This window comes from Streptomyces sp. NPDC019443, assembly GCF_044389785.1.
Classification (GTDB): Bacteria; Actinomycetota; Actinomycetes; order Streptomycetales; family Streptomycetaceae; genus Streptomyces.
Window position 1 is genome coordinate 580,536 of sequence record NZ_JBIRYJ010000002.1, and the last position, 15,510, is coordinate 596,045.

Annotated in this window: 15 protein-coding genes; all 15 read left to right on the forward strand. The window is 68.4% G+C overall.

The genetic code is table 11. From position 1 onward, the window contains the following. Positions 1-18 precede the first annotated feature (18 nt). Positions 19-2,055 carry a transcription termination factor Rho gene (gene rho, locus ACH492_RS08965; RefSeq protein ID WP_398984314.1) on the forward strand — a complete coding sequence of 679 codons (2,037 nt, stop codon included), beginning with the start codon at positions 19-21 and terminating at the stop codon, positions 2,053-2,055. Between the two features lie 289 nt (positions 2,056-2,344). Beyond that, positions 2,345-3,451 carry an LCP family protein gene (locus tag ACH492_RS08970; protein WP_398984316.1) on the forward strand — a complete coding sequence of 369 codons (1,107 nt, stop codon included), beginning with the start codon at positions 2,345-2,347 and terminating at the stop codon, positions 3,449-3,451. Between the two features lie 145 nt (positions 3,452-3,596). Continuing rightward, a complete protein-coding gene (gene rpmE, locus ACH492_RS08975) occupies positions 3,597-3,821 on the forward strand; it encodes a 50S ribosomal protein L31 (protein ID WP_307661074.1) in 225 nt (74 codons plus the stop codon). Between the two features lie 107 nt (positions 3,822-3,928). Continuing rightward, on the forward strand, positions 3,929-5,008 hold the full coding sequence (gene prfA / locus ACH492_RS08980) for a peptide chain release factor 1 (RefSeq protein ID WP_398984318.1): 1,080 nt from the start codon (positions 3,929-3,931) through the stop codon (positions 5,006-5,008). A gap of 40 nt (positions 5,009-5,048) precedes the next feature. Continuing rightward, positions 5,049-5,894: a peptide chain release factor N(5)-glutamine methyltransferase gene (prmC, locus tag ACH492_RS08985; protein WP_398984320.1), complete on the forward strand. Its 846-nt coding sequence runs from the start codon at positions 5,049-5,051 to the stop codon at positions 5,892-5,894. A gap of 40 nt (positions 5,895-5,934) precedes the next feature. Beyond that, on the forward strand, positions 5,935-6,582 hold the full coding sequence (locus ACH492_RS08990; RefSeq protein WP_307661071.1) for an L-threonylcarbamoyladenylate synthase: 648 nt from the start codon (positions 5,935-5,937) through the stop codon (positions 6,580-6,582). Next, the gene (locus ACH492_RS08995) at positions 6,579-7,253 is read left to right on the forward strand and encodes a protein-tyrosine-phosphatase (protein ID WP_398984322.1); all 675 of its coding nucleotides are present in this window, start codon (positions 6,579-6,581) and stop codon (positions 7,251-7,253) included. Before ACH492_RS08990 ends, ACH492_RS08995 begins: the two co-directional genes overlap by 4 nt. A 356-nt stretch (positions 7,254-7,609) precedes the next feature. After that, the gene (gene glyA / locus ACH492_RS09000) at positions 7,610-8,878 is read left to right on the forward strand and encodes a serine hydroxymethyltransferase (protein ID WP_398984324.1); all 1,269 of its coding nucleotides are present in this window, start codon (positions 7,610-7,612) and stop codon (positions 8,876-8,878) included. Between the two features lie 106 nt (positions 8,879-8,984). Further along, complete coding sequence (locus tag ACH492_RS09005) at positions 8,985-10,316, forward strand: MraY family glycosyltransferase (RefSeq protein WP_398984326.1); 1,332 nt, start codon at positions 8,985-8,987, stop codon at positions 10,314-10,316. A 263-nt stretch (positions 10,317-10,579) separates the two neighbouring features. Continuing rightward, a complete protein-coding gene (locus ACH492_RS09010; protein WP_398984328.1) occupies positions 10,580-11,017 on the forward strand; it encodes a hypothetical protein in 438 nt (145 codons plus the stop codon). A gap of 228 nt (positions 11,018-11,245) precedes the next feature. Further along, positions 11,246-12,055 (forward strand): F0F1 ATP synthase subunit A, encoded by an 810-nt coding sequence (gene atpB / locus ACH492_RS09015; RefSeq protein ID WP_398984330.1) that lies wholly within the window; start codon positions 11,246-11,248, stop codon positions 12,053-12,055. Positions 12,056-12,135: 80 nt separating this feature from the next. Then, a complete protein-coding gene (gene atpE, locus ACH492_RS09020) occupies positions 12,136-12,366 on the forward strand; it encodes an ATP synthase F0 subunit C (RefSeq protein WP_137993321.1) in 231 nt (76 codons plus the stop codon). Positions 12,367-12,411: 45 nt separating this feature from the next. After that, positions 12,412-12,966, forward strand: a complete 555-nt coding sequence (locus tag ACH492_RS09025) for a F0F1 ATP synthase subunit B (RefSeq protein WP_398984332.1) — start codon at positions 12,412-12,414, stop codon at positions 12,964-12,966. After that, entirely contained in the window at positions 12,963-13,778 is an 816-nt protein-coding gene (locus ACH492_RS09030) for a F0F1 ATP synthase subunit delta (RefSeq protein WP_398984333.1), read from the forward strand. Before ACH492_RS09025 ends, ACH492_RS09030 begins: the two co-directional genes overlap by 4 nt. Positions 13,779-13,909: 131 nt before the next feature. After that, complete coding sequence (atpA, locus tag ACH492_RS09035) at positions 13,910-15,502, forward strand: F0F1 ATP synthase subunit alpha (RefSeq protein WP_398984335.1); 1,593 nt, start codon at positions 13,910-13,912, stop codon at positions 15,500-15,502. The last annotated feature ends 8 nt before the right edge of the window (positions 15,503-15,510 follow it).

Consider the following 15,510-nt stretch of genomic DNA (forward strand, 5'->3'; position numbering starts at 1 on the left):
TCCAGGGAAGGACCCTTCGTGAGCGACACCACCGATCTGATGGGCGTGAGCGCCGACAGCAGTGTCGACACCTCCGCGCCCGCCGCAGGTGCTGCCTCTGGCACCACCTCACGGCGCCGCCGCTCCGGCACCGGCCTCGAGGGCATGGTCCTGGCCGAGCTGCAGCAGGTCGCGTCCGGCCTCGGGATCAGGGGCACCGCGCGGATGCGCAAGAGCCAGCTGATCGAGGTCATCAAGGAGGCGCAGGGCGGCTCCGCCGCTCCGGCCAAGAGTGCCGAGGCAGGCACCGGCGGCGCCGAGACCAAGCCGAAGCGGCGCGCCACCTCCAAGGCGCGTACGGGCGATGATGCCGCCGTCGCGGAGAAGTCCGACAAGGCCGACAAGGCCGAGAAGGCCGTGGCCCAGCAGCAGATCGACATTCCCGGCCAGCCTGCCAGCGACGACCAGCCGGCCGGCGAGCGCCGCCGTCGTCGGGCCACCGCGCAGGCGGGCAGCCCGGACGCCAAGACCGACGTCAAGGCCGAGGGTGCCGTCGACGTGAAGACGGAGGCGCCAGAGGCCAAGGCCGAGGCCGCCACCGCCGTGTCCCAGGACGGCGCCGAGGGCCGTCGCGACCGCCAGGAGCGCGGCCAGCGCGGTGAGCGTGGCGACCGTGGTGAGCGCGGCGGCGAGCGCCGTGACCGTCAGCGCGACCGCCGTGGCGGCAAGGGCGACGAGCAGCAGGGCGGCCAGCGCCAGCAGCGTCAGGGCGGCCAGCAGGGCCCGCAGGGCCCGCAGGGCGCCGGCCCGCAGGACGACTTCGACGACGAGGCAGGCGGCCGTCGTGGCCGTCGTGGCCGTTACCGCGACCGCCGTGGCCGTCGTGGCCGCGACGACTTCGCCACCGGCGAGCCGCAGGTCTCCGAGGACGACGTCCTGATCCCCGTCGCGGGCATCCTGGACATCCTCGACAACTACGCGTTCATTCGTACGTCCGGCTACCTGCCGGGTCCGAACGACGTGTACGTCTCGCTCGCCCAGGTCCGTAAGAACGGTCTGCGCAAGGGTGACCACGTCACCGGCGCCGTGCGCCAGCCGAAGGAGGGTGAGCGCCGCGAGAAGTTCAACGCGCTGGTCCGCCTCGACTCGGCCAACGGCATGGCGGCCGAATCCGGCCGCGGGCGCCCGGAGTTCCAGAAGCTGACTCCGCTGTACCCGCAGGACCGGCTGCGCCTCGAGACCGACCCGGGCGTCCTGACGACCCGGATCGTCGACCTCGTCGCGCCGATCGGAAAGGGCCAGCGAGGCCTGATCGTGGCCCCGCCGAAGACCGGCAAGACCATGATTCTTCAGGCGATCGCCAACGCGATCACCGTCAACAGCCCCGAGTGCCACCTGATGGTCGTCCTGGTCGACGAGCGTCCGGAAGAGGTCACGGACATGCAGCGGTCGGTGAAGGGCGAGGTCATCTCCTCGACCTTCGACCGCCCGGCCGAGGACCACACCACGGTCGCCGAGCTGGCCATCGAGCGCGCCAAGCGTCTCGTCGAGCTGGGTCACGACGTGGTCGTCCTGCTGGACTCGATCACCCGCCTGGGCCGTGCGTACAACCTGGCGGCCCCGGCCTCCGGCCGCATCCTGTCCGGTGGTGTCGACTCGACCGCGCTCTACCCGCCGAAGCGCTTCTTCGGTGCCGCGCGCAACATCGAGGACGGCGGCTCGCTGACCATCCTGGCCACCGCGCTGGTCGAGACCGGCTCGCGCATGGACGAGGTGATCTTCGAGGAGTTCAAGGGCACCGGCAACATGGAGCTCAAGCTCGACCGCAAGCTCTCCGACAAGCGCATCTTCCCGGCGGTGGACGTGGACGCGTCCAGCACCCGTAAGGAAGAGATCCTGCTCGCCAGCGACGAGCTCGCCGTCGTCTGGAAGCTGCGCCGGGTGCTGCACGCGCTCGACCAGCAGCAGGCCATCGAGCTGCTGCTGGACAAGATGAAGCAGACGAAGTCGAACGCAGAGTTCCTGCTGCAGATCCAGAAGACGACCCCGTCCGCCGGAGGCAACGGCAACGACTGAGGTTCGCCGAGGCCGCGTGCGGGAGATCTTCGCCACAGCCGTCAGGCGTGACGCAGCTCCCGCGCCCCGACTCACCGCCCGCCGAACTCGCAGGTGAGGACGGAGAGTCGGGCCCCGCAAGCAGTACGCCGCGCCCACCGTGCACCGCACGGTGGGCGCAACGCGTTCTTAAGGAGTTCTCAGGCTGCTGTGCAACCCTTCATGCTCCCTCGCCGTCTGGACAAGTGCGACAGACCGCGCCTGATCACCACGGCAGGGGGTAGCGGGAACAGCGAGAGCCGAGGAGACCATGGCCGACCAGAGCAGCCGCGGCAGCCGAATACGCAGCCGCGGCAAACGCCGAAAAGCGCCCACCAAGAGCCGCAGAGCCATGACCGTGGCCGGATGGTCCCTCGCAGGTCTGGTGCTGGTCGGTGGATCCGGTCTCGGTTACGGCTACTTCAAGCTCAACGGCAACCTCCAGGGCGTCGACATCAACGCCGCACTCGGCGACGACCGCCCTCAGAACGTCGACAACGGCTCCATGGACATTCTGGTCCTGGGCTCCGACTCCCGCTCCGGCGCCAACGGCGAATACGGCGTGGACGAAGGCGCTGCGCGCTCCGACACCGCGATGGTCGTGCACGTCTACGAGGGCCACAAGAAGGCCAGTGTCGTCTCCATCCCGCGTGACACCCTCGTCGACCGCCCCCAGTGCGCGAACGGGGAGGGCAAGACCGTCTCCGGCGAGAAGCGCGCCATGTTCAACACGGCGTACGAGGTCGGCGGCCCCGCCTGCGCGGTGAAGACCATCGAGAAGATGTCCCGCATCCGCATGGACCACTACATCGAGGTCGACTTCACCGGCTTCAAGAAGCTCATCGACGAGCTGGGCGGCGTGGAGATCACCACCGCCAAGCCCATCGACGACAGCAAGAGCCATCTGGACCTGCCGCCCGGCACGCACACTCTCAACGGGGAGCAGTCGCTCGGTCTCGTACGCACCCGCAAGAGCGTCGGCGACGGCAGCGACCTGGGCCGAATACAGCTCCAGCAGGCCTTTATGAAGGCCTTCATCAATCAGGTCAAGGACGTCGGCGTCTTCACCAACCCGAAGAAGCTCCTCGACATCGCCGACACCGCGACCAAGGCGATCAAGCCCGACTCCGAGCTTGACTCCGTCAACGAGCTGATGAGCTTCGCCAGGGGGCTGAGCGGCCTCGGTGCGCAGGACGTGCACATGATCACGATGCCGGTGGAGTACGACCCGGCGGATCCCAACCGCGTGGTCCCGCTCAAGGCCGCGTCCCAGCAGGTCTGGACGGCGCTGGCGCAGGACAAACCGATCCCCGCATCCGCCGTCAAGGACTCCGCGGGCGACAAGGGCGACGCCGGCACGTTCGTCCGGAGCCGCTAGGGAGCCCCGCCCTGGGGAATAGTTCCGGCGGTACCCCGGTTTTGGGAGTTACGGCCGGTCCTGGCAGACTGGTACGTCGGCCCCGGTTCACGTACGAGCAATCCGCGCGTGCGACCCGGTGCCCTCCCGAAACTAGGAGACACCCTTGAAGCGCGACATCCACCCCGAGTACGTCGAGACGCAGGTCAGCTGCACCTGTGGCGCGTCGTTCACCACCCGTAGCACCATCGCGTCCGGCACCGTCCGGGCCGAGGTCTGCTCCGAGTGCCACCCGTTCTACACGGGCAAGCAGAAGATCCTCGACACCGGTGGCCGTGTGGCCCGCTTCGAGGCCCGCTTCGGCAAGGCTGCCGGCTCCGCCAAGAAGTAGCGAGCCACTGCGCCGGCCCTCGGCCGCCCCTGACCGGGGGTGGCCGAGGCCGGCGCTTTGTCCGTTCTGAGCAGCCCCTTTTCGCGTACCAAACCCAGGAGCCCCCGATGTTCGAGGCGGTCGAGGAACTGATCGGCGAACACGCCGATCTCGAGAAGAAGCTCGCCGACCCTTCGGTCCACGCGGACCAGGCGAACGCGCGCAAGCTGGGCAAGCGCTACGCCGAGCTGACCCCGATCGTCGGCACGTACCGCTCCTGGAAGCAGACCGGGGACGACCTCCAGACCGCGCGTGAACTCGCCGCCGACGACCCGGACTTCGCCGCCGAGGTCAAGGAGCTCGACAAGCAGCGCGAGGAGCTCACCGAGAAGCTGCGGCTGCTGCTCGTACCGCGCGACCCCAGCGACGACAAGGACGTCATCCTCGAGGTCAAGGCGGGCGCCGGCGGCGACGAGTCGGCGCTGTTCGCCGGTGATCTGCTGCGGATGTATCTGCGCTACGCCGAGCGCGTCGGCTGGAAGACCGAGATCATCGACGCCACCGAGTCCGAGCTCGGCGGCTACAAGGATGTCCAGGTCGCGGTGAAGACCAAGGGCGGCAACGGCGCGACCGAGCCCGGGCAGGGCGTCTGGGCGCGGATGAAGTACGAGGGCGGAGTGCACCGCGTGCAGCGCGTGCCCGCCACCGAGTCCCAGGGCCGTATCCACACCTCGGCGGCCGGCGTGCTGGTCACGCCCGAGGCGGAGGAGATCGACGTCGAGATCCACGCCAACGATCTGCGGATCGACGTCTACCGCTCATCGGGCCCCGGCGGCCAGTCCGTCAACACCACCGACTCCGCGGTGCGCATCACGCACCTGCCGACCGGCATCGTCGCCTCCTGCCAGAACGAGAAGAGCCAGCTCCAGAACAAGGAGCAGGCGATGCGTATCCTGCGCTCCAGGCTGCTGGCCGCGGCCCAGGAGGAGGCCGAGAAGGAAGCCGCGAGTGCCAGGCGCAGCCAGGTCCGCACAGTTGACCGCTCGGAGAAGATCCGTACGTACAACTTCCCGGAAAACCGCATCTCGGACCACCGTGTCGGCTTCAAGGCGTACAACTTGGACCAGGTGCTCGACGGTGATCTGGACGCGGTGATCCAGGCCTGTGTCGACGCCGACTCCGCCGCCAAGCTCGCCGACGCCCAGTAACACCCCCTGCAACAACCCCCTGCAGTCCCGGAGGACCAAGGTGAACCTGCTGCTTGCCGAGGTGGCCCAGGCCACCCAGCGGCTGGCCGACGCCGGCGTGCCCTCACCACGCTTCGACGCGGAGGAGCTCGCCGCGTTCGTGCACGGCGTGAAGCGGGGAGAGCTGCACAACGTCCCGGACGGTGACTTCGACGCCCGCTACTGGGAGGCGGTCGCCCGCCGCGAGGCCCGCGAACCGCTCCAGCACATCACCGGGCGCACTTTCTTCCGCTTTCTGGAGCTCCAGGTCGGGCCCGGCGTCTTCGTGCCCCGCCCGGAGACCGAGTCGGTCGTCGGCTGGGCCATAGACGCCGTACGGGCCATGGATGTCGTCGAGCCGCTCATCGTCGATCTGTGTACGGGATCCGGGGCCATCGCGCTCGCCATGGCGCAGGAGGTGCCGCGCTCGCGGGTGCACGGCGTGGAGCTCTCCGAGGACGCGCTGAGGTGGACCCGTAAGAACGCCGAGGGCTCGCGCGTCACCATTCACCAGGGCGACGCCCTGTCCGCGCTTCCTGAGCTGGACGGGCAGGTCGACCTGGTCATCTCGAATCCGCCGTACATCCCGCTCACGGAGTGGGAGTATGTCGCCCCCGAGGCTCGCGACCACGACCCGGACATGGCTCTGTTCTCCGGCGAGGACGGCCTGGACACGATTCGTGGCATCGAGCGCACCGCCCACCGGCTGCTGCGGCCCGGCGGCCTCGTCGTCGTCGAGCACGCCGACACGCAGGGCGGCCAGGTGCCGTGGATCTTCAGCGAAGAGGCGGGCTGGGCGGACGCGGCCGACCACCCCGACCTGAACAAGCGGCCGCGCTTCGCGACCGCGCGCAAGGCAACGCCATGACCAAGCTTGTGTACGTGTCCATGTACGAGGAGGCCCGCTGATGGCTCGGCGATACGACTGCAACGACGCGACGGATCGCACCACCGGTCTGCGTGAAGCCGCATCGGCCGTCCGCCGCGGCGAGCTGGTCGTGCTGCCCACCGACACCGTGTACGGGATCGGTGCGGACGCCTTCGGTTCCGAGGCCGTCGCCGACCTGCTGGAAGCCAAGGGGCGCGGCCGCAATATGCCCACGCCTGTCCTCATCGGATCCCCGAACACCCTGCACGGCCTGGTCACCGACTTCTCCGAGCAGGCCTGGGAGCTTGTCGACGCCTTCTGGCCGGGTGCGCTGACGCTGGTCGCCAAGCACCAGCCGTCACTGCAGTGGGACCTGGGCGACACCCGGGGCACCGTCGCGATCCGGATGCCGCTGCACCCGGTCGCGATCGAGCTGCTCACCGAGGTCGGCCCGATGGCGGTCTCCAGCGCCAACCTCACCGGGCACCCTGCGCCCGAGGACTGCGACGCCGCGCAGGAGATGCTCGGCGACTCGGTCTCGGTCTACCTGGACGGCGGCCCGACCCCGGGCAACGTGCCGTCCTCGATCGTCGACGTCACGGGCAAGGTCCCGGTGCTGCTGCGCGAGGGAGCGCTCTCACCGGACGAGCTGCGCAAAGTCGTACCCGACCTCGAGGTGGCCAATTGACCGCCCCTGAGGGGCGTGGCATAGCGGAATCCTGGGGGTCCCCCCGGACGGAGTCTGGAGGAAGCACCTCCGCCTTCCGCATCCTCCACGTCAGCACCGGCAATGTCTGCCGCTCGCCGATCACCGAGCGGCTGACCCGCCATGCCCTGAGCGACCGCCTCGGCGATGGGCTCACGGGCGGCCTGATCGTGGAGAGCGCGGGCACCTGGGGTCACGAGGGCGCCCCGATGGAAGCCAACGCGGAGATCGTCCTGGCCGACTTCGGCGCGGACGCGACGGGTTTCGTGGGCCGCGAGCTGCTCGACGAGCATGTGATCCGCGCGGATCTGGTCCTCACGGCGACCAGGGACCACCGGGCGCAGGTGATCTCGATGGGCCATTCGGCGGGCCTGCGGACCTTCACGCTCAAGGAGTTCACCCGGCTGGTGCGCGCCATAGACCCGGCGACGCTGCCCGACCCGCGCGACGAGGGCGTCGTCGAACGCGCCCGCGCCCTGGTGCGCGCTGCGGCGGCGCTGCGGGGCTGGCTGCTTGCGCCGAGCCCGGACGCGGATGAGGTGTACGACCCGTACGGTGCGCCGATCACGTTCTTCCGATCGATCGGGGACGAGATCAACCAGGCGCTGGATCCTGTGGTGACGGCGCTGACGGGAGTCCCGGCCCGCCGCTGAGCCCCTGCGGGGGCCTGCCTCACCCCGCCCCTTCCCGGACTGGGGCTCCGCCCCAGACCCCGCGCCTCAAAACGCCGGCGGGGCTGAACATTCGGCCCTGACCGGGGCTCCGCCCCGCGCCCCCCTCCTCAATCGACGGAGGGCTCCGATGGAGCCCGTTGGGGGTCCCCCCGGACGAAGTCTGGGGGAGATTGAGGACAACGCCCGAAGGGCGTACGGGAGTCTGGGGGCGAAACCCACAGTTATGGGAAGGGGCGGGGTGGGGAAAGAAAGATCCCCCGGACACCGGGCAGGCCGCCGGACCCCGGCCTACATTGGAGGGGCCGCAACCCCACGCGCGAGGCCCGGAGCCCACCATGCCGGTCAGCACTGCACCTACCGCCGCCGCCCCCGCGGCTTACGCGGACTTCGACGCCCTGCGCCGCCAGGACCCCGAGATCGCCGAAGTGATCCTGGGTGAGTTGGGACGCCAGAGCGACAGCCTTCAGCTCATCGCCGCCGAGAACTTCACCTCACCCGCAGTCCTCGCCGCTCTCGGCTCCCCGCTCGCCAACAAGTACGCCGAGGGCTATCCCGGTGCTCGGCACCACGGCGGCTGTGAGCTCGTCGACGCCGCCGAGCGGATCGCCGTCGAGCGCGCCACCGCCCTGTTCGGCGCCGACCACGCCAACGTGCAGTCGCACTCCGGCTCCTCCGCCGTCCTCGCGGCATACGCTGCGCTGCTCAAGCCCGGTGACACCGTGCTCGCCATGGGCCTGACGTACGGCGGTCATCTCACCCACGGCTCGCCCGCCAACTTCTCCGGCCGCTGGTTCGACTTCGTCGGATACGGCGTCGAGGCGGAGTCCGGCCTCATCGACTACGACCAGGTGAGCACCCTCGCCCGGCATCACCGGCCCAAAGCCATCGTCTGCGGCTCGATTTCCTACCCCCGCCACCCCGACTACGCCACCTTCCGCGAGATCGCGGACGACGTAGGCGCGTATCTCATCGCGGATGCCGCCCACCCGATGGGTCTGATCGCGGGCGGCGCGGCCCCCAGTCCCGTGCCGTTCGCCGATGTGGTGTGCGCCACCACACACAAGGTGCTGCGCGGGCCGCGCGGCGGGATGATCCTTTGCGGGGCGGAGCTGGCCGAGCGCATCGACCGGGCGGTCTTTCCGTTCACTCAGGGCGGCGCCCAGATGCACACGATCGCCGCCAAGGCCGTCGCCTTCGGCGAGGCGGCGACCCCCGCGTTCACGGCGTACGCCCATCAGGTGGTCGCCAATGCCCGGGTGCTCGCCGACGAGCTCGAGGCCGAAGGCTTCGCGGTGCTGACCGGCGGCACCGACACCCATCTGATCAGCGCGGATCCGGCCCCGCTCGGCGTGGACGGCAGGACGGCCCGCGGCCGTCTCGCCGCGGCCGGACTGGTCCTCGACACCTGCGCCCTGCCGTACGGCGACGGCCGCGGCATCCGACTTGGCTCCGCGGCCATCACCACGCAGGGCATGGGCGAGGCCGAGATGAGACGCATCGCCGCGCTGTTCACGGCGGCGATGCGTGAAGAGGGGGAGGAGGCGCTGAAGGTACGTACGGAAGTACGCGCGCTGGCCGGTAGATTTCCCCCTTATCCGAGGTAGTCGCGAACTCTTGCAACCATCGCCGCCACCCGAATGTCCTCAAGCATGTGGCTACCAGAGCTAGGGTGTGGGGCTGAGATGGCCAGCGATTCCTGTGGGGCAGCCCGTGCGTGATTACCTGCTTACGCTCTGTGTCACGGCTGCGGTGACCTATCTGCTGACCGGTCCGGTGCGGAAGTTCGCCATCGCGACTGGAGCGATGCCGGAGATCCGCGCCCGCGATGTACACCGAGAGCCGACACCGCGACTCGGCGGCATCGCCATGTTCTTCGGGCTGTGCGCGGGACTTCTGGTCGCCGATCACCTGCAGAATCTGAACAGCGTCTTCGAGCTGTCGAACGAACCGCGCGCGCTGCTCTCCGGCGCCGCCCTGATCTGGATCATCGGCGTCCTGGACGACAAGTTCGAGATCGACGCCCTGATCAAGCTCGGCGGCCAGATGATCGCCGCGGGTGTGATGGTGATGCAGGGTCTGACGATCCTGTGGATCCCCGTCCCCGGCATCGGCACGGTCTCGCTGACCTCCTGGCAGGGCACCCTGCTGACAGTCGCGCTCGTCGTCATCACCATCAACGCGGTGAACTTCGTGGACGGCCTGGACGGCCTCGCCGCCGGCATGGTCTGCATCGCCGCCGCGGCCTTCTTCCTCTACTCGTACCGGATCTGGTTCGGGTACATGATCGAGGCGGCCGCCCCCGCGACCCTTTTCACCGCGATCCTGATGGGCATGTGCCTGGGCTTCCTGCCGCACAACATGCATCCCGCCCGGATCTTCATGGGCGACTCGGGCTCGATGCTGATCGGCCTGGTGCTCGCGGCGGCGGCGATCTCGGTGACCGGCCAGGTGGACCCGGACGCCCTGAAGATCTTCGAAGGCAGCACCCGCCAGGCCACGCACGCGGCGCTGCCGGTCTTCATCCCGCTGCTGCTGCCGCTGACCATCATCGCGATCCCGGTCGCCGACCTGGTGCTCGCCATCGTGCGCCGTACCTGGAACGGACAGTCGCCGTTCGCCGCCGACCGCGGCCATCTCCACCACCGGCTCCTGGAGATCGGACACTCGCACAGCCGCGCAGTCCTGATCATGTACTTCTGGTCGGCGCTGATCGCCTTCGGCGTCGTCGCGTACTCCGTGCATTCGGCGTCGATGTGGATCGTGATGCTCATCGTCGCGCTGAGCGCGGTGGGCCTGGTGCTTCTGTTGCTGCCGCGCTTCACCCCGCGCGCCCCGCGCTGGGCGGAGGCCTTCGTGCCGCCGCGCTACCGGCGCCGCAAGACGCTGCCCCAGACGGTGCCTCCGCTCTCGTACAGAGCGGGGGAGCAGGCCGAAGAGGTCCCCGAGGAGCTCACCCCGGTCCCGGCGGGCGTCAACGGGGCGACCGCCATCGGCCCCCGTTCGCGGTTCCCGGACCGAAGGAAGGCCGGGACGCGCGGCTGACGAGTCACCGTATGGCCGCCTAATAGCAGACATACCGCCCGCTTGTCCTGCACACACGCGCGCGGTAACTCTCATGTGTGATGGTTGGCACACTCTCTGGGTAAAGACCTATTCAAATAGTTTGTGATACGGTTCACGAGACCCGGAGACAGCGCCGAAGGACCGTAGTGCGACGGTCCCTTGGCCCCGAGGCACAACTCGGACCGGGATTACGCTCGTCCATGACGACACCACTGCCCCCACCAGCAAGCGGAGCTGCCGCCATGCCGTCCAACGACGTCCGGACTCTCCTGTACACCGCCGTACCCACAGCTGTCGCCGGCGCTGTCGCCGTTGCGATCAGTGCGGGTGTCGCCGGTGGAAAGGGAGCGCTCGGGGCGGCCGTCGGCACCCTGGTGGTCATCCTCTTCATGGGGATCGGAATGGTCGTGCTCCAGCGGACGGCCAAATCGCTTCCGCAGCTGTTCCAGGCCATGGGGCTGATGCTCTATACCGCGCAGTTGCTGCTGCTCTTCATCTTCATGGCGGTGTTCAAGGACACCACCCTGTTCAACCCCAAGGTCTTCGCCATCACCATCGTCGCGGTGACCGTCGTCTGGGTATCCGCACAGGCCCGTGCCTACCTGAAGGCAAAGATCCTCTACGTCGACCCCGAGTCCTCGAAGGCCGAAAAGCCCGAGAAGACGGGGTCGTCGTCATGACGGGTAGGGCCGGGATAAAAGCCAGTTCGGGATCCTGCTATCGTCCGAAGCCAACTGCGGCACTGCGGGCGCGGGCATCCGAGCTGACGCCTGTCCCAGCGCGAGGCTCGACGCCGAACCGCCGCCCCCACATCTGTAAGACCACCAGTCCAGTGCCGAACCGCGGCTGCGCGCCGCGCCGACACAACGAGGTTGCCGTACCTATGCGCCACGCTGAAGGAGCCCGCGGTGAGTGCTGACCAAACGCTTGCCTTTGACGCGAGCTGCCACATCTTCACCGGATGCGGATTCCCAGCTCCGGGCCTGCACACGTTCATGTACGAGCCCATGTTCAAGGTGGCCGGCTTCGAATTCACCAAGCCGATGCTGCTCGCGTTCCTGGGCTCGGCCGTGGTCGTCGGATTCTTCTGGGCCGCCTTCCACAAGCCGAAGCTGGTGCCGGGCAAGCTCCAGATGGTCGGTGAGGCCGGGTACGAGTTCGTACGGCGCGGAATCGTCTACGAAATCATCGGCAAGAAGGACGGCGAGAAGTACGTCCCGCTGATGGTCTCACTGTTCTTCTTCGTATGGATGCTGAACCTCTGGTCGATCATTCCGCTCGCCCAGTTCCCGGTGACTTCGCTCATCGCGTTCCCCGCGGCGCTCGCCCTGATCGTCTACGTCGTGTGGGTCAGCCTCACCTTCAAGAAGCACGGTTTCGTCGGCGGCTGGAAGAACATCACCGGCTACGACAAGTCGCTCGGTGCCATCCTCCCGCTGGTCGTCGTACTCGAGTTCTTCTCGAACATGATCATCCGGCCCTTCACCCACGCGGTCCGGCTCTTCGCGAACATGTTCGCGGGTCACCTGCTGATCGCGATGTTCGCGATCGCGACCTGGTACCTGGCGAACGGCATCGGCCTCGTCTACGCCGGCACGTCCTTTGTGATGGCCGTCGTGATGACCGGCTTCGAACTCTTCATCCAGGCTGTCCAGGCGTACGTCTTCGTCCTCCTGGCCTGCAGCTACATCCAGGGCGCGCTCGCCGAGCACCACTGAGCAAGCCCCACCCGCTCACTACAACCAGTCCTCCGGTGGCCAACCCCCACCGGGTCCTTGAAAGAGAAGGAAGAACCGGCATGTCCGCTCTCCAGACCCTCGCCGCTGTCGAAGGTAACGTTGCCTCGATCGGTTACGGCCTCGCTGCGATCGGCCCCGGCGTCGGCGTCGGCATCATCTTCGGAAACGGCACCCAGGCCCTGGCCCGTCAGCCCGAGGCGGCCGGTCTGATCCGTACCAACCAGATCATGGGTTTCGCCTTCTGTGAGGCGCTCGCCCTCATCGGCATCGTCATGGGCTTCGTCTACTAATCCGGTATCGACGACAGCCCGATCATTTTCACGGAAGGCACTGATGTGAACGCTCTGTTCCTTGCGGCGGCGGAGGAGCCCCAGCCTCCTCTCATCCCGCATCTCGACGAGCTCGTCATCGGCCTGATCGCCTTCGCCATCGTCTTCGGCTTCCTCGCCAAGAAGCTCCTCCCGAACATCAACAGGGTTCTGGAAGAGCGCCGCGAGGCCATCGAGGGTGGCATCGAGAAGGCCGATGCGGCCAAGATCGAGGCCGAGAGCGTGCTCGAGCAGTACAAGGCTCAGCTCGCCGAGGCCCGCCACGAGGCCGCCCGGATGCGCCAGGAGGCGACCGAGCAGGGCACCGCGATCATCCAGGAGATGAAGGCGGAAGGCCAGCGGCAGCGTGAGGAGATCATCGCGGCCGGCCACGCCCAGATCGAGGCCGACCGCAAGGCAGCGGCTGCGGCGCTGCGTCAGGACGTGGGCAAGCTCGCCACCGTCCTGGCCGGCAAGCTCGTCGGTGAGTCCCTCGAGGACCACGCCCGGCAGAGCCGTACCATCGACCGCTTCCTCGATGAACTCGAGGACAGCGCTTCGAAGGCCGAGGCCGCGCGATGAACGGAGCGAGCCGCGAGGCGCTGGCTGCCGCACGCGAGTCCCTTGACGCGCTGACCGACAACACGTCGGTCGACGTCGCCAAGCTCGCCGAGGAGCTCGCCGCCGTCACCACGCTGCTCCACCGTGAGGTGTCGCTGCGTCGGGTCCTGACCGACCCGGCGCAGGCCGGTGAGGCCAAGGCCGAGCTGGTGGGACGCCTGCTGGCCGGTCAGGTGGGCGGCGAGACCGTCGACCTGATCTCCGGCATGGTGCGTTCCCGCTGGTCGCAGTCGCGCGACCTGGTCGACTCGGTCGAGGAGCTGGCGGCCACCGCCGACCTCACCGTGGCCCAGCGGGCCGACGCGCTCGACAACGTCGAGGACGAGCTGTTCCGGTTCGGCCGGATCATCGACTCCAGCCCCGAGCTGCGGTCCGCGCTGACCGACAAGTCGGCTCCGGCGTCCGCCAAGGGCGAGCTGCTGCGCAGCCTGCTCGGCGGGAAGGCCAACCCGGTCACCGAGCGTCTGGTTGTCCGTCTTGTTACCCAGCCCCGGGGACGTAGCCTGGAAGCGGGACTCGAGTCCCTGTCCAAGCTCGCCGCGGCGCGCCGGGACCGGATGGTCGCGGTCGTCACCTCGGCGGTGCCGCTGACCGATCAGCAGAAGCAGCGCCTCGGCGCGAGCCTCGCGCGGATCTACGGCCGTGAGATGCACCTCAACCTCGACGTGGACCCCGAGGTCCTCGGCGGGATCTCGGTGCGCGTCGGCGACGAGATGATCAACGGCACCATCGCGGACCGTTTCGACGAGGCGACTCGTCGCATCGCCGGCTGACCAGCCACCAACTGAACACAGCAGTACGAGCGGCCCGGTTGGGCCGTGCAGAGATTGCAGAAGATTCCTGGGGGTCGGCCCCCAGACCCCTTAAGAAACTTCGGGCCCAACAAGGAGAGCAGGGAACCCAGATGGCGGAGCTCACGATCCGGCCGGAGGAGATCCGGGACGCGCTGGAGAACTTTGTCCAGTCGTACCAGCCGGACGCGGCCTCGCGCGAGGAGGTCGGTACGGTCAGCGTTGCCGGCGACGGCATCGCGAAGGTCGAGGGTCTTCCCTCGGCCATGGCGAACGAGCTGCTGAAGTTCGAGGACGGCACCCTCGGTCTCGCCCTCAACCTCGAGGAGCGCGAGATTGGTTGCGTCGTCCTCGGTGAGTTCAGCGGTATCGAGGAGGGACAGCCGGTGCAGCGCACTGGTGAGGTTCTCTCCGTCGGCGTCGGCGAGGGCTACCTCGGCCGCGTTGTCGACCCGCTCGGCAACCCGATCGACGGCCTCGGCGAGATCGCGACCGACAGCCGCCGCGCCCTCGAGCTGCAGGCACCGGGCGTCATGGTCCGTAAGTCGGTGCACGAGCCGATGCAGACCGGCTACAAGGCCGTCGACGCCATGGTGCCGATCGGCCGCGGCCAGCGTCAGCTGATCATTGGCGACCGTCAGACCGGCAAGACCGCTCTGGCCGTCGACACGATCATCAACCAGCGCGACAACTGGCGCTCGGGCGACCCGAAGAAGCAGGTCCGCTGCATCTACGTCGCCATCGGCCAGAAGGGCTCCACCATCGCGTCCGTGCGCGGTGCGCTGGAGGAGGCCGGCGCCCTCGAGTACACGACGATCGTCGCCGCCCCGGCGTCCGACCCCGCCGGCTTCAAGTACCTGGCGCCGTACACCGGTTCGGCCATCGGCCAGCACTGGATGTACCAGGGCAAGCACGTCCTGATCATCTTCGACGACCTCTCGAAGCAGGCCGACGCCTACCGCGCCGTTTCCCTGCTGCTGCGCCGCCCGCCGGGCCGTGAGGCCTACCCGGGTGACGTCTTCTACCTGCACTCGCGTCTGCTGGAGCGCTGCGCGAAGCTGTCGGACGAGATGGGCGCCGGTTCGATGACGGGCCTCCCGATCGTCGAGACCAAGGCGAACGACGTGTCGGCGTTCATCCCGACCAACGTCATCTCCATCACCGACGGCCAGTGCTTCCTGGAGTCCGACCTGTTCAACGCCGGCCAGCGTCCGGCCCTGAACGTCGGTATCTCGGTCTCCCGTGTCGGTGGCTCCGCCCAGCACAAGGCCATGAAGCAGGTCTCCGGTCGGCTTCGTGTGGACCTCGCCCAGTACCGCGAGCTGGAGGCGTTCGCCGCCTTCGGTTCCGACCTGGACGCGGCCTCCAAGGCGCAGATGGAGCGCGGCAAGCGCATGGTCGAGCTGCTCAAGCAGGCTCAGTACCAGCCCATGCCCATCGAGGAGCAGGTCGTCTCCGTCTGGGCCGGTACCACCGGCAAGATGGACGACGTCCCGGTCCAGGACATCCGTCGCTTCGAGTCCGAGCTGCTCGAGCACCTGCGCCGTGAGCGCAAGGAGCTGCTGACCAGCATCGCCGAGGGCGGCAAGATGTCGGACGACACGCTGCAGTCCGTCGCGGACGCGATCACCGCCTTCAAGCGTCAGTTCGAGACCTCGGACGGCAAGCTTCTGGGCGAAGACGCGCCGGTCAGCACGGCCAAGTGACGACGGAA